At 72.1% G+C, this 17,148-nt stretch carries 11 protein-coding genes; 5 read left to right on the top strand and 6 right to left on the bottom strand.

Translation table 11 applies throughout. The features are described from left to right. Positions 1–175 precede the first annotated feature (175 nt). From ACWD3C_RS21940 to ACWD3C_RS21925, 4 genes are read left to right on the top strand one after another with little or no spacing between them, the layout of a single operon-like run. Positions 176–2,593: a serine/threonine-protein kinase gene (locus ACWD3C_RS21940; RefSeq protein ID WP_451146332.1), complete on the top strand. Its 2,418-nt coding sequence runs from the start codon at positions 176–178 to the stop codon at positions 2,591–2,593. Next, a complete protein-coding gene (locus tag ACWD3C_RS21935; protein WP_451146330.1) occupies positions 2,590–4,266 on the top strand; it encodes a hypothetical protein in 1,677 nt (558 codons plus the stop codon). Before ACWD3C_RS21940 ends, ACWD3C_RS21935 begins: the two co-directional genes overlap by 4 nt. Positions 4,267–4,306: 40 nt before the next feature. Then, positions 4,307–6,364 (top strand): AAA family ATPase, encoded by a 2,058-nt coding sequence (locus tag ACWD3C_RS21930; RefSeq protein ID WP_451146328.1) that lies wholly within the window; start codon positions 4,307–4,309, stop codon positions 6,362–6,364. Further along, positions 6,361–6,915 (top strand): FHA domain-containing protein, encoded by a 555-nt coding sequence (locus ACWD3C_RS21925; RefSeq protein ID WP_451146326.1) that lies wholly within the window; start codon positions 6,361–6,363, stop codon positions 6,913–6,915. Before ACWD3C_RS21930 ends, ACWD3C_RS21925 begins: the two co-directional genes overlap by 4 nt. 7 nt (positions 6,916–6,922) lie before the next feature. On the opposite strand, the gene ACWD3C_RS21920 is transcribed toward ACWD3C_RS21925, so the two are convergent. The 6 genes from ACWD3C_RS21920 to ACWD3C_RS21895 form a co-directional block, all read right to left on the bottom strand. Beyond that, positions 6,923–7,579 (bottom strand): RES family NAD+ phosphorylase, encoded by a 657-nt coding sequence (locus ACWD3C_RS21920; RefSeq protein ID WP_451146324.1) that lies wholly within the window; start codon positions 7,577–7,579, stop codon positions 6,923–6,925. Next, entirely contained in the window at positions 7,576–8,340 is a 765-nt protein-coding gene (locus ACWD3C_RS21915; protein ID WP_451146322.1) for a hypothetical protein, read from the bottom strand. The genes ACWD3C_RS21920 and ACWD3C_RS21915 overlap by 4 nt, the downstream gene beginning before the upstream one ends. Continuing rightward, positions 8,327–11,839 (bottom strand): CHAT domain-containing protein, encoded by a 3,513-nt coding sequence (locus ACWD3C_RS21910; RefSeq protein ID WP_451146320.1) that lies wholly within the window; start codon positions 11,837–11,839, stop codon positions 8,327–8,329. The genes ACWD3C_RS21915 and ACWD3C_RS21910 overlap by 14 nt, the downstream gene beginning before the upstream one ends. Before the next feature lie 563 nt (positions 11,840–12,402). Next, positions 12,403–12,687, bottom strand: coding sequence for a hypothetical protein (locus ACWD3C_RS21905; protein ID WP_451146318.1), 285 nt, complete (start codon positions 12,685–12,687; stop codon positions 12,403–12,405). Between the two features lie 261 nt (positions 12,688–12,948). Continuing rightward, the gene (locus ACWD3C_RS21900; protein ID WP_451146316.1) at positions 12,949–13,605 is read right to left on the bottom strand and encodes a response regulator; all 657 of its coding nucleotides are present in this window, start codon (positions 13,603–13,605) and stop codon (positions 12,949–12,951) included. Beyond that, positions 13,602–16,019, bottom strand: a complete 2,418-nt coding sequence (locus ACWD3C_RS21895) for a sensor histidine kinase (RefSeq protein WP_451146314.1) — start codon at positions 16,017–16,019, stop codon at positions 13,602–13,604. Before ACWD3C_RS21895 ends, ACWD3C_RS21900 begins: the two co-directional genes overlap by 4 nt. 146 nt (positions 16,020–16,165) lie before the next feature. On the opposite strand from ACWD3C_RS21895, the gene ACWD3C_RS21890 reads away from it, so the two are divergent. Continuing rightward, entirely contained in the window at positions 16,166–17,035 is an 870-nt protein-coding gene (locus ACWD3C_RS21890) for an esterase/lipase family protein (RefSeq protein ID WP_451146312.1), read from the top strand. Positions 17,036–17,148: the final 113 nt, after the last annotated feature.

Here is a 17,148-nt window from a genome sequence, read left to right as displayed (position 1 = left end):
CTGTCTCGTGTCCATCCGGATTCCTTTTCCGGTACACGCTTTCGCACACCTTTCCACAGAATCCTTCACACCCCCCTCCCGGTGTCCTGGCGTGCGCCCTTCCACACGTCCTTCCGCCCTTCCGCATGTCCGCTCCGGCCGTCTCCAGCGTCCTTTCCTCGCGCAGGTGAATTCCATGACCTTTCCCGTCGATCCTTGTGGCGACGACGGCGAGGACCTGGTCCCGCCGACGTTCTTCGAACCGGGGGATGCCGCCGGTGGCATGCCCGCGCCCGACCCTCGTGGGGATCCGGTCGGGCTGCCGCCTTCGCTGGCCGACCGTTTCCGGCCACGTGAGCGGCTGCCCCGGCGCGGGGAGCAGACCGTGCACCGGGCTGCTGAGGAGGGGCGGTCCGCCGAGCTGCGGGCGGCCGTGTTACGCGTGGACGACCAGGAGGACGGCGGGGCCGAGCGGATCGTGAAGTGGTTCCACCCGGACGCCGCCCCCGATCCCGAGGTGACCCGGCGGCTGTCCCGGCCCCTGCACGACGGGCTGTCGTATGTCCTGGAGGCGGGGAGGGACCGCGGGGCGCCGTATCACGTGCTGCCCTCGCACGGCAGTACGGACCTCGCCGCCTACCTGCGCGGCCGGGGCCCACTGCCCGCCGAGGACATCCAGGGGGTTGTCCGCCGACTGCACGGGGCGCTGACCGCGCTGCACGAGGCAGGCGTGGTTCACCGGGACGTGAAGCCGTCCAACCTCGTCCTCGGCGACTGCACACGGCCCGAGAGCCTGGTCCTGATCGACTTCGGCATCTCCCTCGCCGACTTCCCGCGCCAGGCGGTCGGCGGCTGGGCCGGCACTCCGGGGTACGCGTCGCCGCAGGCTCAGGTCCGGCTGCCGATCGTGCGGCCGGCGGACGACTGGTGGTCGCTCGGGATCGTCGTCGCCGAGGCGGCGCTCGGCCGGCATCCGGTTCCGCACCACGAGGCCGCATCGGTCATGGACGCGGTCCAGCGCGGCGACATCGACCTCGGCGGCATCCGCGACCCGAGCGTCCGCCTGCTCTGCGAAGGGCTGCTGACCTGGCGTCACGAGAACCGCTGGGACGCGGAAAAGGTCGGGCAGTGGCTCAAGGGCGGCACCCCCGAGGTGGTCCGTGAGGGGCCCCGGCCGCGCACGGGCGGGCATCCGTCCACCACGTCCGGACAACCCCCCTTCGAGCACGCGGGGCGGACGTTCACCGATCCGGCACGCCTGGGCGAGGAGTTCGACGCCGACTGGCCCGCCATGACCCGCCGACTGGCCCGCGGCAGGGACCGGGAGCGGCTGTGCGACTGGCTCGCCGCGTTCCGCCCCGAGGGGGACACCAGCCGCGCCGAGGCCCTCGACCAGCTGCTGGAACGGCTGCGGCGGAAGCGGGGCGAGCCGGAACCGGCGACGCTGATCGATCTGATCGGCTGGATGGCCCCCCAGCAGGAGCCGGCCTACCGCGGCATCCCGCTGGGCATGGGCGACCTGCTCACCTTCGCCCGGCGCGCGGCGGACGGCGACCGGCAGTGCGCGTCCGTGTTGGAAGAGCTGCGCAGTCGGCGTCTGATGGCCGTGCTGGCCCGTCGGCGCGGCGGCGATGCGCTGGCCCACGTCGGCCGGCGCTGGCACGACCACCACGACCAGTGGAGGGCGGCCACCGCCCGGCTGTCGGAGATACCCGAGCTGGCCGCCGACCGGGACGGACTGCGCGCCGCGACCGCGACCGGCCCGGCCCTCAGTGCCGAGTTGCTGCAACTCGCCGCCGATCCCGCCCCGGTCACTCGGCGGCTGCGCACGGACCTGTGGGAAGCCCTGCGTACCCTGCCCGCGCGGGTACCCTGGTTCACCCGGCTGGCCGAGGACGCCGACGACCCCGTACGGCTGCTGCTCACCCTGCGGCTGCGGCCGCTGGCCCTGGCACAGGCCCAGGAGAGCCGGCGGGCCCGGGAGGAACGCCGGCATCTGGTGGCCATGGGCGTGCGCGCGGAACACACCCGGCTGGTACGGCGCCGGCTGGAGCTGCCGGTGGTGCTGGGCCGGGCCGCCGGCGGCGCGCTGCTGCTGTTCTTCCCGCATGCCTTCCTGGTCGGTCTGGCCGACGTGTACGCGTTCGCGCCGCAGGCCACCGTGCTCGTCGCCTGGCTGCTGAGCGTGCCGTCCCTCGCGGCCCTGCTCGCCGTCGAGTGCTGGACCGCCTGGTACATCGGCCCCTGGTACCACCCCCGGTTCTCGGTGATGGGCCACATGACCCGCCGGGCCCTGCCGCTGACCAGCCGTATCACCCGGCGGGGCCGACGGAGCCCGCTCTGGGCGGCGCTGGGTGCGGGGGCCCTCCTGGGCACCGTCGTGGGCACGTTCTTCCTCGCGGTGTGGATCTGGCCGACGGCCACCGTACTGGCGCTGCTGGTCTCGGCGATCCTGCGGGTGCGGGCCTGGCATCGCTACCAGGCGGAGGCCCGTGGTGGCAGCAGCCCGCTGGCGCCGCCCGCCGATCCGCGCGGCGGCGTTCCGGGAGCGCGCAGGCCTCCCGGGTCCCCCTCCCTTTCCCCGACTGGTTCCCGTACTGGAGGAGTGGCGTGAGCAGTGCGTACGCCGGCACCGATCTGTTCTCCGTGATACCGGACGTTTCGGTGTCCGGGTACGGGTCGACGGCGGTCCAGCCCGACGCGGCGAGTCTGGCCATGCCGGACACCGGCAGCATCTCCCATGTGACCGACGCGGCCTCCGGCCACGTGACCGACGAGGTCGCCGGGCACGCACCGGACGCGGCCTCGCACGTCGGCGACGCCATGGGGCACGCGGCGGACGCCGTCACCGACCAGCTGCACGACATGATCGTGCCCGCGCTCATCGGGCTCGCCGACCTCAGCGGAGCACTGCTCGCCACCCGGCTGGCGCTGCGCGGCACCATGGCGCTCGCGGCGTTCAACAACGAGGTGGCCGTGGAGCAGGAGGCCCTCACCCGGCGGCAGATGTCCCTGGAGGACGGCAGCGAGTGCTGGCGGCGCGCGGCGGAGGCCGCGGCCGGCCTCAACGCCCGGATCACGGTGCTGGGGCTGGACCCCGCCGGACCGGGCGACCCGCCGCTCCCCGCTCCGGTACAGCCCGTCGGCATCCCACTCGACCTGCTGTGGAAGCGGCTCGCCGAGACCGAGCGGGCGCTGCGCCGGGTGGAGGCCCAGCGCGCGGCCCGCGCGACCGCACGGCTGCCCTTCCAGCACGCGGAGGACCCGGAGCACGCCGACTGGTACGCCCGGCTGCGCGAGCGACGCCTCCGGGCCCTGCAGGAGTACGCCCAGGGTGGGGAGTTGCCCGCGCCGGAGACAACTGCCCGCGCGGAGACGGACGCCGCGCTCACGGAGGAGGACGTCCTGCACGAGGGCGCCGAGCTGCTCGCCCGGCTGCCGCTCGCGTTCACCTCCGAGAGCCGGGAGCTCATCGACGACTGTCTTCTGGAGGCCCGGCAGGCGGTGAAGCGGCGGCCCACGGCGGTGCGGCGCTACCTCGACGAGGCCGTGCTCATCGCGCGGAAGGAGTCCGAACGGGCCCTGCGCGCCGATCAGGCCCGCCGCGACGCCGCGCTGCGCCTCCAGGCGCTCGAAATCCCCACGCCCGAGGGGCTCGACCCGCTGCCGGAGGCGCCCGCCGCCCTCGACGTGCTGCGGCGCGTCCTGCGGGACGGCGTCCCGTCGTCGCAGGAAGACCAGCGGACCGTCCAGCAGGCTCTCGCGGCCCGCTCCGCCGCCCTGCACCGGGCGTATCTGGTGGCAGCACTGCGCCGGGCGACCGAGCAGTGGGGGGACGGGTCGGTGCACGCCCGGGCCGACGCCGAGCACTGGGACTTCGCGCCGGCGGCCTGGGGCGGCCACTACTGGCTGCGGGTCCGCCTCACCGCCACCGGCCACGCCCGCGTCCTCACCATGCGCCGGTCGCTGACCCCGCGGGAGGCCGCGGACCCGAAGGCCGTCGCCCGCTGGGAAGCCCTGGACGCCGAACGGTGTGCCGAGAGTGCCGGATACGTCGAAGACCTCGGCGTGCTGAGCGAAGCGGAGGGCGTCCGGGCGGAGTTCACCTGGACGGAGAGCCGGGTCCTCACCGGCGAACCCGCACCGGGCCTCACGGAGTCCTTCCGGAACGTCCGGGCCGACGGGACCGGCAGCATCACCGACACCGGCAGGGCCGACGGAACCGGCCGCACCAACCGCCGCCGTCCCCGGCAGCGGCTCAAGCACCGCCACCACGACGGCCGCTGACCGGCCCGGCGACGCACCTTCCCGCATCTGTGGAGGACCCTTGACCAGCTCCCCCTTCGAGTCGCTGCGCGTGACCCGGACCGTCCAGCCGCCCTTCGCGGCCGAGCTGGTCCACACCCTCAGCGTCCACTCCCAGTACGTGCTGCACGGCAACATCCGCGACGACTACGTGGTCGCCGACGAGCTGAGTGACGGCAGCAGGGTCTTCCGGGCCGTGTCCCTGGAGGACCTGCTGTGGGAGCCGCTGCAGCGGGCCGGCTACAAGAGCCTGCTGCGCTACGACGCGGTGGCCGGCTTCCGGGTCGTCCGCAGCACCGACTCGGTGGACATGGAGACGCTGCTGCGACGCAACACTCACCGGGTGCCGGGCCGTTCGGACGACTCGGGCACCGACGAGGTGGCCCGCGTCCTGGAGTCGTTCTCGCGCGGCTGGGTCGGCGAGCAGCCCGGCCCGTCGCAGGACAACCCGCGCTACGAGGACTACCAGCAGCCGCTGCATGCCGCCTTGGTCGTTGACTACGCCTCGCGGATCCCCACTCAGGTCAACCAGCTCAGCGACGAGGAACGGACGTTCTTCCTGCGCTGTCTGAAGATCGCCGAAGAGGCGCCGCCCTTCGTCCGCCCGAAATCGGGCCGCGCCCTGTTCAACCCGGTCATCTGGCTCGCGGACGGCGAACGGGACCTGCCCGCCTGGCTGGTGACGAGCGGCGTACGGGTGCGCAGCATCGGCGTGCCGACGCCGGACCTCGGCCAGCGCCGCCGGATGGCAGCGCTCCTCGCCCAGCAGGCCGGCGTGCCCGGCACCGCCACCAAGCTGGACGTGGGACCGCTGGTGAACCGGGACGTCCGGGAGGACCCGACGGACGAGGAGGTCGAGCGGTTCGCCCGGGCGGCCAGCGGGCTCACCCTGCGTGCCATGCGGGAGAGCATGCGGCTGGCCCGCGCCTCGAAGATCACGTTCGATCGGATGGAACAGGCCGTACGGGTCTACGAGCTGGGCGTCAGCCGCAACCCGTGGACCGGAGGTGCGGTGGCCGACAGCATCCGGGACGGCGAGGCCTACATCAGCGGGCGGGTGCTGGGCCAGGAGAAGGCGGTGACACAGACCCTGGACGTCCTGAAGCGGGCCGCGCTCGGCCTGTCCGGCGCCCAGGCGGCCTCGGCGTCCGTGCACCGGCTCCGGGGGGTGCTGTTCTTCGCGGGGCCGACCGGCACCGGCAAGACGGAGCTGGCGAAGGCGGTGGCCACCACCCTGTTCGGCTCGGAGGACGCCTGTCTGCGCTTCGACATGAGCGAGTTCTCGGCCCCCCATTCCGCAGACCGCCTGGTGGGCGCCCCGCCCGGATACGTCGGCTACGAGGCCGGCGGCGAGCTGACCCGCGCGGTGCGCGAGGACCCGTTCCGGGTGGTGCTCTTCGACGAGATCGACAAGGCCGACAAGGGCGTCCTCGACAAGTTCCTCCAGGTCCTGGAGGACGGTCGGCTGACGGACGGCCAGGGCGTGACGACGTACTTCAGCGAGTGCGTCCTCATCTTCACCTCCAACCTGGGCGTCCACGGCCCTTCGGGGGCGGACGGACGGCCTCTGACGTCGCCGGCCGGCCGGGACCGCCTGCCCGAGTCTCCGGAGGAGCGCGCGGAGTTCGAGCGGGAGATCCTGGGCAACGTACGCCACCACATCGAGCACACCCTGAAGCGGCCGGAGCTGCTGAACCGGCTCGGCGGCAACATCGTCGTCTTCCAGTACATCGACGAGCCCACCGCCCAGCGCATCTTCACAGGGCAACTGCGCAACATCGCCGACCACATGGAACGGCAGAGCGGCCTCCGGCTGAAGGTGCTGCCCGAGGCCGAGAAGGTCCTGAGCAACCTGTGCACCGAGGACCGGCGCAACGGCGGACGGGGCATCGGCATGAAACTGGAGACCCACCTCATCAACCCGCTGGCACGCAAGGTGTTCGGTCTCGGCAGGCTGGACGAGGGCACGGCAGTCACCGTCTCGCGGGTCACGGTCCTCCCGGACGGCGGGGTCGACCTGGAGGTCGAGGCGTCGGCCGACGGGGCGGTGAGCATGCGGAAGAGGGCGCCGGCGTGGTGACGGACGACAACGTGCCCCGCCGGTATGTGGACAAGGGGCTCGCGTACGACGACTCCTTCGGGGAGGAGATCGACGAGACGGACGGGGACTCGACGCAACCGGCCCCACCCCCCTGGACCGAACCGCCCCCTCCCTCGTCCCGCCCCTGCTGGTCCTGCGGCTCCCCCGTGCCGTCCGGTTCGCCGGGCTGCCCGGAGTGCCAGGAGCCGACCCGGCACGTGCGGCTGATCAGCCCCGAGCCGTCGATCGACCTCCGGCACGGGGCGGGCCCTCCGCTGCGGCTGGGCCGTCATCCGGTGTGGGCGCCCGCCGTGGCGGCCGCACTCTCCGGCGAGCGCGGGAAGGGGGTGTCGCGCCGCCACGCGAGCGTCGAGATGGCCCTGGACGGCGCGGTGTGGCTGGAGGAGCACGCCGACGGCACGATGAACGGCACGTACGTCAACGGCGAGCGGATCGGCCGGGGCGCCCGGGTCCCGCTGAACGACGGGGATGTCGTCAGGCTCGGCCAGACCTGTGCCTTCAAGGTGCTCCTGGTCGGGCCCGGCTCATGACCCGTCGTCAGGCGGTCGGTGGCACGATCGCGGCGCGCAGCGGGGCCAGCAGCCGGTTCGCCGCGTGGGCACCGTCGAGCGTGCCGAGGTCGTGGCTGACAAGGGGCGCGCTCTCGAACGGCTTGTCACCGCAGCGGTCCCCGAACAGCACGATCGCCTCCCGGGGCCGGTGCCGCCGGGACTGCCACACCAGCCCCTGCGTCCCGGTCGCCTGACGTCTGAGCTCCTGCGCCCAGTACCGGGTACGGGGGTAGTCGTCGGGTTCGGAGTCGAGCAGCCAGCTGTCCTGGCACACGGCCGCCAGGTCCTCCTCGGCCCTCAGTGAGACGAGGGTCAGCTCGGCCGTGATGGCGATCTGCGCGAGCGTGTACCGGGCGGCCTGCGCCCACGGCACAAGCCTGCTGCCCAGGACCGGGTCGAAGTCCATGGACCGCAGCAGCACCTCGGCCAGCGCGGTGGTGGGCTCGCGGGTGGCGTAGAGGTACGGGTACGGGTCCTCGGCCGTGCAGTCGAAGCGGCTGCCGCCGAACAGGGTGTGCGCGGCGGCCTCTTTGAAGCCGGTCGCCGGGTACTCGCTGCGGTGGCAGCGCCACAGCCGGGTACCGGCCGGGAGCACGGTGACCCGGGGCGCCATGGTGACCGCCGGGGGGATCTGCCGGGTCATCGGCCCTCCTCTACGAGGGCCAGGGCGGCGTCGGCCAGTCGGTCGTCCGGCACCCGCCCGAGCAGGGCGGCAGGCCTGCCGCCCAGCCAGGAGTTGCCGCCCAGCCACCAGTCGGCGGCACCCCAGGGGTCGCGGTCGGCGAGGAGGATGCGGTTGATGCGTACGACGACGTCGCGCGGGCGTCCGGTGTCGGGGTCGAACTGGAAGTCGGGGCTGCGGGGACCCGCCTCCGGGTCGGCCAGGACGATGACATCGGCGGGCCCCGTCCCGGCGGACGGGCTCCCGGCCGGAGCGGCCGCCCGTGAGGGTTCGGCGAGCAGCCGGCGGCGGGCGGCGGCGATGACGGCGACGGGGTCGGTGGCGACGGGGTCGGTGGCATCGACGCCCACAGCGCCCGGCGGTTCCTCCGGTTCCTCCGGTTCCACCGGTGGCCCCCCGCGCTCCTCCACCTCCGCCGCCGGAGCCGCGTACAGCGCCTCCAGCACCTGGAGCACCGCGTCCCGCGACGGCACGGCGGCCGTCGCGGCGGCGCCGCGGCCGTAGACGTGCAGCAACCGGGCGAGCTCGCCGGCCTCGTCGGGCACGGGCCACAGGGAGCGGACGACCGCCATCACGGCCATGGCGGCCCGCTCGGCGTCGGTGCCGGCCTCCCGCAGCCGCTCCAGCATGGCCAGGAAGTGCTGGTACTGCTCGTCGTCCAGCCACTGCCTGAGTTCCGCGCGGTGGCGGACGAGCAGGGCCAGCAGCTCATCGCTGTCCAACGGTGTTCCCTTCGTGTCGGACCGGTGCGGGATTGCCTTGGTGGATGAAGGGCGCCCAGGCCGCCACGGGCAGCGCCGCCTTGCCCTTGATCCGGGCGGCCAGCGGCCCGGTGAGGCCGGGGAAGAGGGGACGGTCGGGGTCGAGGGCCCACAGCTGGGTGCGGCGCAGCGCCTGCGCGGGATCCGCGCCCTCGGCGAGGAAGTGGTGGACGACGTACATCAGGACGGCCGAACTCGCGTCGTCCAGTCCCCACTTGGAGCCGATCACGTCCGCGGCCCCGCGGGCGACGAACGCGGTGGTGAGGGTGAGCGCCTCGTCGTGGTAACGGGCGCTGAGGTCGGTCTCGCAGGCGCTGAGCACCACCAGCGGCCCGGCTGCGGTCCCGCCGTCTTCTCCGTCCGCCGAGGGCGCCCCGAGCAGCCGTCGTACCGTGAGTACCCCCAGGTCGTCCCCGTCGCCCTCGCCCCGGCGGGGCGAGTACAGCAGCAGCCCCGAGACGGTCGGCCGGCCTCCGGCGAAGCCGTGCACGCTGAGCTGCACGAGTGTGGCGGGCCGCTCGGCCGTCCCACCAGGCAGCAGCGGCAGCAGTTCGTCGGGGGTGCCGTCGACGTCCCACATGTTGCGCACGAAGTAGCCGTAGCAGCGGGCGTTGCGGTAAAAGGCCTCCCGCAGCCCGTCGATCTCGTGCTCCGCGTACGGCAGCGTGGCCCGGGGATCGGCGACGAGCACGGGATCGGCGGCCACGGGGAGCCGGGCGCGGGCGGCGGACCGCAGGAACTCGGCCTCGGACGCCGCGTGGCTGACGACGGCGTGGTCGACGGCGTACACGGGCCGTTCCCCCGCGCCCGCACCGAGCCGGGCTGCGTGCCAGGGCACGGATCCGAGGTTCCCGGCGGGCAGCAGCACGAGCCGCACCGGGTCCCCGGGCCGGGCGGGCCGTCCGGGCCGTACGACGTCGAGGACCGGCCCCATCACGGCCGGTCCGGCCCAGTCGCACAGTTCCTCCAGGGCCGCCTCCCAGGCCGAGACCGCCTCCGCGCGCCCCGGCGTGTCCAGCGGCACGCCAGGCGCGGTGAGCAGGGAACGGTCGCGGGCCGCATCGAGGTATCGCTCCAAGGGGCCGCGTTCCGGCCCGGCCAGCCCGGTCAGTTCCAGCGGAAGCGGTGCTGTGCCGGGGCGCACCACGAGCGCCCATCCCGGCCCGTCCCCGGGCCCGGCGAGCAGGTGCACCACGGCGTCCACCCCGACCCGCTGAGCCACGTCGGCCACCTCCTGCCACTCCGGTCCGCCCGGCACTCCGGCCGCCCGGGCCCGCAGGGCTCCCAGAGCGCGACGGCGCAGGGTGCTGGGGATGAGGGCGTCGGGGGTTTCCGCGGGGGTGCGGGGCGTCCTGGCGCCGTCGCCCGTGCGCGCGGCCTCCCGCCACTGGGCGGCGAGTTCGTGTTCGCCGTAAGCCTCCAGCTGTTCCGGCATGCTCGCGGAGGCCGCGACCGCCCGGAGCACGAGCGCCCGGCCCGCCTCCAGGACCCTCAGGGCGGTGGCCGCGTCGCCCGCCTCCGCCGCCCACACGGCCGCCGCGATGCCCCGGTCGGCGGCCACGCGGGCCACCGCGAGCCCGTGCTCGGCGCCGATCTGCAGCAGCACGTCCTCGGCGACCTTCTCCAGCAGCCGTTCGGTCGCCTCCAGGGCCCGTTCCTGGTCGCCGGGGGCGCGGCGGGTCCGGTACAGGTCGGCCAGATGCCGGTACACCTCCTGAGCGGTCCCGCCCGTGGTGCGGTCGTTGATGGCGGCGCGGGCGGCTTCCACTTCCCGCAGCGCGGTTTCCAGGGCGGCCGGATTGCCGTGGCGCTCGTATTCGACCGAGAGGGCGATGGCCATGCCGAGCCGGGCCCGTATGTCCTGGTCGGCGAAGACCACGGTGCCGCCGAGGGAGGCCCGGACCCGTTCGACCTCCTCCAGGACGCTGTGGGAGGAGGGGTCCACGTACTGCTGCAGCGAGCTGGTCATGGTCTCGAACGAGGTCATGACACCGCGCAGGGCGACCGGGGCGGCGGGATGCTCCTGCGCCTCCCGCAGGTACATCAGGGCCCGCCGCAGGGGCGGGCCCACCGCCCGGCCCGCGCGCCCGATGGCCATGGCCCGGCGCAGTTGCAGCACGCTGAGGTTGAGCAGGACGAGGGACGCCGCGCTGTTGTCGTCGGTCAGCTCCCGGCGCATGTCCAGCAAGACCTCGGCGATGTCGTCGAGGTCGTCGTCGGCCGCCTCGCTGATGCGCTGCTGCAGCAGCAGGGCACGGCCGGCGTCCATCAGCTCCTTCCCGACGGGCCCCGCCGTCATGTTCTGTACGACGTCCCCGCGGCCGAACCTCTCGGTGAGCAGTCGCTGGGCGACCGCCGCGTCCTCAAGGTTGCCGCCGTTCATGGAGGCGCCGGACAGCAGGCCGGCCTGCAGGACGGACAACAGGCCGGGAGGGACCTCCTGGTTCCGGAACGCCTCAAGCAGCGGCTCCCCCGCCTCGACCAGCCGTTCGGCGTCGCCGTCGCGCATGGCGGCGCCCATGCGCATCAGGCCTGCGGCCACCTGTTCCTGCCAGGTGTCCTGCGGCAGTGCCTCGACCGCCTGCCGGAACTCCTCCGGCCGCAGGATGCCGGGCGCCATCAGTTCCATCGCGGGCAGCCATTCGTCCGCGAACCGTGCGACCTCCTCCGGGCTCTGCGGATCGGGAACGTGCGGGCTCTCCCGGGAGGGATCGGCGGGGGTGTCGGGCATCGCCTTGAGCAGTTCCATGGACGCGTTCATGACCGAGGCGAGCTGGGGTGGCATCGTGCCCAGCGAAGCGGCCTGGGCGCCGAGTTCGAGCAGCGCGTTCCGGTCGTTCGTCATGCTGCCGAGCAGCCGCATGACCGTGACCCAGCGTTCCAGGTCCGGGCGGTCCGCCGGATCGGCCGTCTCCGCCAGTTCCTCCAGGAGCGACGCGACTTCGGCGAAGTCGTCGAGCGAGGGTCCGCCGGGCGTCAGGTAGGCGGCGCCGACATTGATGATCTCGGTGATGTCCTGCCGCCCCTGCCCCTCCAGCTGCGGAAGCTTCGGCATGAGCAGCCGGATCAGCAGCCGGATCACGGCTTCCCGGGACCGTGTCCCCTGTTCCGTGACGGGCACCTCCGCACGGGCCTCCCTGAGCAGTTCGAGTGCCTCGGCCCGCTCCCCGGTCGGGTCCGTGCCCCTGCCCGCCAGATACCGCACCGCCAGCAGCGAGCCCCGCGCCATCCGTAACGCCCTGCGCTCGGCCTCCCCCGCCGTCCGCTCGGCCTCCGCCAGCTCCCGGAGCATCCGCTCGGTGACGACACCGTCCGGCACCCCGGCGGAGCCGTCCTTCCCTTCGGCTGCGTCGTCCACGGCGGCCCACTCCCGGCCGAGCGCGACCGCCCTGTCGAAGAGGTCCCAGACTTCCCGCCGTGCCCCCGCTCCGTCTCCGGCACTCCGCTGCGTCCCGCTCACCGCCACACGCCCCTCCCGGGATCCCGTCTCCCCCCACATACTGGCGTCGGCGGGGTGGCCGCGAGGCACGTTCGGCCGTATTTCGGCCGACCCGGCCGGGAAACAACCGGGCTGCGGGGAGGTCAGGAGTACGGGAAGCGGTCACCATCGGAGAGGGGGCGCCCGCGGCCGCCCGGGCTACGGATCGGGGGAGTCCCAGGGCCCGCGGTCGCCCCCGTCCGGGCCGAGGGCCACGGTCGGGACCCGCAGGGGAGAGCAAACCCTGCCGACGCCCGGAATTTCGGGCCTCCCGCGCCACTCACCAGCAAACCGCGCCGATACGTCAGCACGGAAAATCGGGGCAAAGGGACCCCCTCCGACTGCGTTTCCGCAGGTCAGAGGGGCCTTATCGCGTGGAGCCCAGGGGAGTCGAACCCGAAATCGTTACCTTCTTGACCTGCGAAAACACTGGAGAACCGGGACAGAACCCCCGCTTTCATCCGCCTGCGTCCGGCTCGATCCCCCTCGATCCGGCTCCCGTGCCGACATGTCAGCACAAGGCGCCAAAGTTTTCAGAATGCAAATCAACAACAGGAGGTTCTCTGCTCAAGCCACCCAAGGACCAGCGCGAGAGGTGGTTTGCAGCAAGCCGCAGTCCGCATCGCGCCGATGACCGGTTCGATCAGCGAGCGCCGGTCTCCGGTTCCGGGGTGGGGCAGCTCGTCCAGGTCGAGGGCGAAGGCGCGCCCGTCGGCCAGCTCGATCGGGAGCTTGCCTGTGCCGTACTTGTGCGTGTGCGCCGCAGTGCAGCCGGTCCCGGTGGGCTGAGTGTGGACGACGACTTCCGCGGCAGAGGACGAGGGAATCATCGAGCCCGGCTTGTTCTGACCGAAAGCCGCAGGAGACCGCCGGCTTCGCGCCCCTCAGCGTCGCCCGCGTCCACACCTTCGTCCAAAAGACGGGCATCGTCGGACCGGGTCACTCCATGAGCACTGTGCATCGTGAAGTTTGCAGGTCGCGAGTCTGGTGGGAGGGACGGGATAACTCACGCTGGTCGTCGGCGGGTGTTCACGATGCACACCGCTCATTGAACTGCGAGAGGCGAGGCATCCGTGTGTCCTTGCCCGCGCTCAGAGGTCGTCCACGTCGACCAGCCCGTCCTGGACAGCGCGGGCCACCAGGCTCGCCTTGGTCCGCGCGGGGCGGCCGACGTTCGCGTACTTGATCCGCACCCGGTCCAGGTACGAGTTGACCGTCCGTACGGAGATACCGAGACGCTGCGCGACCAGCTCCTTCGACTCCGACTGGAACCACTCGATCAGCACGTTCTCCTCGCGCGCGGAGAGCTGGGGGCGGTCGGCGCGGGCGTTTGTTCCCAGCGCGCCGGCCAGCGCGGGCGGCATGTAGGGCCGCTCATCGGCTGCTGCCAGCGTCGCCTCGACCAAGTGGTCCTGGCCCTCGCTCTTGGTCAGAAAGGTCGCGGCTCCCAGGTCCAGGCAGCTGAGCACAGTCTTCTCGTCATCCCGCATCGAGTAGACGACCACCTGCCGCCCGGCGTCGACAAGTCTTCGGAGGCTGCCGAAGGCGGGACCGCCCTCGCCCAGCTGCAGATCCAGGAGGACGACATCGGCCGTGCTGCCCGGCTCGGTCCAGGCTTCCCGTACAGAGCAGCCGGACGCGACCACGGTGATGGGCCGCCGCGATGCGGCGTACCACATCTCCACGCCCGAGAGGATGGCGGGATGATCGTCGATGATGACCACGCTGACGGGTGCGCTGTTGCTCATGTCCGGTCAACTTCCGAGGCCGCCGATTTGCTCCAGCCGGCCTCCACCCACACACTTCCGCCGCGCATAGTTCTCGCCACGGACACGTTCGCGTCCGTGGCAGGGCCGTGCGGCGGGGCAGCCTCTCCCATGGTGCGGTCGTCGGCGCAGTCCACGCCGACCACGCTCACGCGTACCGCGCGGGGGGTCCACACGACCGTCACCCGCGCGGTCGAGCGGGTGTGGCCCAGAGTCACCGCCACCGGGTCGATCAGTTCCCTGCGTACCTCCACAGGCACCTCACGCGGCCGGCCTCGTACAGCCAGGCTCACCGTCACACCCTGGTGTTCGGCCACCTCGACACATGCCCGCAACTCGTTCAGCAGCGGGTCGGAGACGGCGTCGCTCTCCGCGAACAGGCGGCGCATACGGGCGGCCTCCACCCCGCACCGCAGCCTGACCTCTTCGTCGTGCGGACTCAGCACACCGTGCCCAAGGCCCATGAGCAGCGGCACTGTCGTCGCCGTCAGCGCGCGGTAGCGCTCCTTGTGATCACGCTGCATGTCCTCGTGGATGCGTTCCCGGGTACGCAGTTCCTCCTCCAGCGCGGCCTCGGTCCCCGCGGCCGGCGCCGTACCGTGGAGCAGGCGCGTCAGGAGTACACCGACGGAGAGCTGCAAGCCGCAGTTGGATATCGCGGCGATCCCTATGACGGCCGACTCCGCGGCGGTTGGCGCCCCCGACAGGAACACAGCGATCGCGTTGAGCCCCATGTGCGCCCCGAGGAACGTCGCGAACACCCTGACCGGCAGGTCGGCCAGCAGGAACAGCGCATGCCAGCCGACCAGTCCGAACGCCCAGTCCTCCGCACCGGCCAACCGCTCCGGCGGGAGCGTGAACGCGCATACCGCCGAAACGGTCAGCACCGAGCCCAGGCTCCATGCCCGCACCCTCGGCGGGATCTGCCTGCCACGCAGGAGATAGGCAGCCCCGGTCACCGCGACGACGGCGAGGCAGACGAAGGCCGCCGTCTGTGCCCACGCGGGCTGGTACACGCTCTGGTAGGCCGTGACCCGCTGCAGTGAAAGGGTGAACTGCGACAGCAGACTGATCAGCAGCGCGGCCAGTTGGGCGCCGTGCAGCAGCTGCCTGCGGATGAGGCGGACGACGGCCGTGTGTGCCCGGGCGCGGGTCGGGCGCGGTATGTCCGCCGCCTGCGCTTCGTGCCCTGCCTGTGGCGCCCGGGCCCGGTCGTGCCAGCGCCACTGCACGCGGGTCCCGGTGCCCGGATGTGAGGTGACCGTGGCGGAGCCTCCGACCGCGTGCATCCTGCCGATGACGGAACCGGAGATGCCCCGGCGCCTCGCCGGAACGGACTCCGGGTCGAAGCCCCGTCCCGCGTCGGACAGTTCGACGACGACGGCACCGTCCCCCTCCGCCCACGCCCTGAGCTCCGCTTCCCGCACCCCGGCATGACGTGCCACGTTGGTGACGGCCTCCCGGACCCCGTTGAATATCGCGAGCCCAGGGCCGGACGGGACGGCGAGCGGGCCGTCGACGCGCGTCTTGAGCTGCACCATGGCCTGTCCCTCACCCCCGGGGCCCCCGGGCACGCAGCCGAGAAGTACCGCGAGGTCGACGCTCCCCGTCTCGAATCCGGGCACGGCGGACAGTGCCTCCAGATCCTGTCTGGCACGCTGAGGCAGCCACGACCAGTCCCGGGCGTCGCCCTGGGAGACCATCAGCAGCGTCGCGCTCGCCGTATCGTGCAGGGTCGCCAGGTACTCGCGCTCGGTCGCCCTCCGTGCGGCGGCGACCTCGGCCTCCCGGCGCGCCACCGCCCTGAGGGCGGCCGACCGGTCGGCGGCCCTGGCCCGTGCTCGGACGATGAGGTAGGCGGCCCTCGACAGGCCCGCCAGGACAACTATGCGCACCAGGTCCGCCAACTCCGGGCTGTGCCCGGGCGAGGAGAGGATGTCGCCCAGCGCACAGGCGACAGTCCCCGACGCGGCCAGGGCGGCCCCGGCCACCGGGCGCGTCGCCCACTCGTGCTGGAAGGTGATGACGCAGATGCTGACGATCGCCTCCACCATCACATCCGCGCCGTCGCCGCCGAGCACCGGCTGAGACAGCCCCGTCAGCACCACCACGGCCGCGTCCAGCATCCACAGCGGGGCAAACGGGAGCGGGCGGCGCAGCGCGTAGAGGTGCACACCGCAGGCGAGGAGAGCGGGCCCCAGCAGCGACAGCGCCAGGGGAATCTCCGCCCCGTCCGCCGAGGCGACGCCCAGCGCCCCGCACAGGCAGACCACGGTGGACCTGAGCCACACTCCGTACCGTTCGAGAGTCGACACCAGAAGTCGCTCGCTGGACCTGGGGCCGTCCAACAGCTCAGCGGCTCCCCGCCCGTTCCCCTCGTCTCCCCCGAGCCACATGGAGCCGAGGGTAGTTGACCGGCGATCGAGCAGAGCACCACCTGCGGGGCGAACGACCGACACACCCAGTGATCGGGCCGGGCTACGGTGCGGTACCAGAAATCAACACTCGAACACGGGGGATTTTCATGCAACGAGCCCGAAGATTGGCCACGCTGTTCATCAGCATCCTGGTGGCCGTGGCGATTACGTTGACCGCGTCCGCTCCGGCCAACGCCGCCGGCGCCCCGAAGCGAAGCAACAGCGAGTCAACCGTCATCTTCATCCACGGCTACGCCCCATTCGGAGATCACGACTGCGCCAAGTACTTCAAGGACGCCCAAACCCATTTCAAGAACAGGCACTGGGACGGGGACCTGTACACGTACGGGTATTACAAGGGCAACTCGAACTGCACTTACAACTACGGCGGCGACCGCGACACCTCGCTCAACACAGTTGCGAAGCGGTTCGCGTGGAGAATTCACAACAAGTTCTCGAAGGACAAAAAGAAGGTCGACATCGTCGCCCACTCCATGGGCGGCCTGATTGTTCGCACCATGCTCCGCCACGTCGCGAAGAAGGACGGGAAGGACGGCTGGCCGAAGTACCTCTACATCGAGGATGTCGTGACACTTGGCACCCCCCACGACGGAACAAGTTGGGCCGAGGGCTGCGACAAGTACCGCCAGTGCCGCCAGATGGAAAAGGGGAGCTCTTTCATCAAGAGCCTTGAGGAGAAGCTCTACCGGTCAAAGATGGGCACCGACTGGACCCTGGTTTCGTCGTTTGACGATGGGGTCGTCGGCGCAGGTTCCGGTGTTGGCGCAAAATCGCAGCACAAGATCCAGTACAAGAATCTGCCCAACGGTACTGGTGTCGACCGTCCCGCCACCCGTGACCACAACCCGCTGAAGGAGGTCTACAAGGGTACGCACACGGCCCGCATCAAGCACACCACGTGGAGCGGCTATGCCAAGCGAGGTTCACCGCTGGAGAGGGCGCGCAAGGCGGTGTACTACCACTCCAAGACCTGATCCCCACTTTTCCCGCGCGCTGAGGTTGAACTCGCAGTGGCGGGCCGGTAGATCATCCGGCGCCCATGAGTAATCCGGTCTCGGTGAGGCAGCCGTCGATCAGCTCTGCCCGG

The organism is Streptomyces sp. NPDC002845, from assembly GCF_053591955.1.
The sequence above is the reverse complement of the archived record's forward strand: the minus strand, read 5'-3'. Positions and strand labels throughout refer to the sequence as shown.

Bases quoted from the DNA above. Each gene is read 5' to 3' on its own strand.
- ACWD3C_RS21905 (WP_451146318.1), bottom strand. From the start codon at position 12,687: ATGATTCCCTCGTCCTCTGCCGCGGAAGTCGTCGTCCACACTCAGCCC.
- ACWD3C_RS21895 (WP_451146314.1), bottom strand. From the start codon at position 16,019: ATGTGGCTCGGGGGAGACGAGGGGAACGGGCGGGGAGCCGCTGAGCTG.
- ACWD3C_RS21900 (WP_451146316.1), bottom strand. From the start codon at position 13,605: ATGAGCAACAGCGCACCCGTCAGCGTGGTCATCATCGACGATCATCCC.
- ACWD3C_RS21940 (WP_451146332.1), top strand. From the start codon at position 176: ATGACCTTTCCCGTCGATCCTTGTGGCGACGACGGCGAGGACCTGGTC.
- ACWD3C_RS21920 (WP_451146324.1), bottom strand. From the start codon at position 7,579: ATGACCCGGCAGATCCCCCCGGCGGTCACCATGGCGCCCCGGGTCACC.